The sequence below is a fragment of the Geobacillus sp. BMUD genome (assembly GCF_013096845.1).
Lineage (GTDB): Bacteria > Bacillota > Bacilli > Bacillales > Anoxybacillaceae > Geobacillus > Geobacillus vulcani.
The window spans coordinates 1-422 of sequence record NZ_SDLA01000073.1 but is presented as its reverse complement, the minus strand read 5'-3'; the positions used below and the strand labels follow the sequence as shown (position 1 = coordinate 422).

General features: G+C 38.6%; 1 protein-coding gene. It reads right to left on the bottom strand.

Annotated features, from left to right (window positions below; translation table 11 throughout):
* Positions 1–221: 221 nt before the first annotated feature.
* The coding region (locus ETC05_RS17460) for an SDR family oxidoreductase (RefSeq protein WP_171661560.1) at positions 222–422 on the bottom strand (201 nt) is incomplete at its 5' end.

Genomic DNA, 422 nt, shown 5'->3' with positions numbered 1-422 from the left:
CTATTATCTTTTAAAGCGGAAAAGGTTTTTATGCCCTTTTCCGCTTTCCGGAAGCCTCCTGATGGTTAAGTCTCCGTACGTTGTTGAAGAGGGATGACCTGCTGCAATGATTAAATCTTTCTTATTCACGAATTCGTTATAATAACCGATAACTGTTATGTGGAGAATTTTCATGAAGAGCAATGGCCAATAGGCTATTGCTCTTGTGTATTGTCGAAAGATTATCTAGTAAATGCCGCTGGAACACCTCCGTCAACTGTGATCAGGCATCCTGTTGTTTTTTCAGCTTTAGAAGATGCAAAAAATGCAATCGCCTCTGCAATGTCTTCAGGATACACATTTACTAATAATGTTGTTCGTTTTTTATAATAATCTTCTAATTCATCCGGTGAAATTCCATAAGCTCTTGCACGCTCTTCACG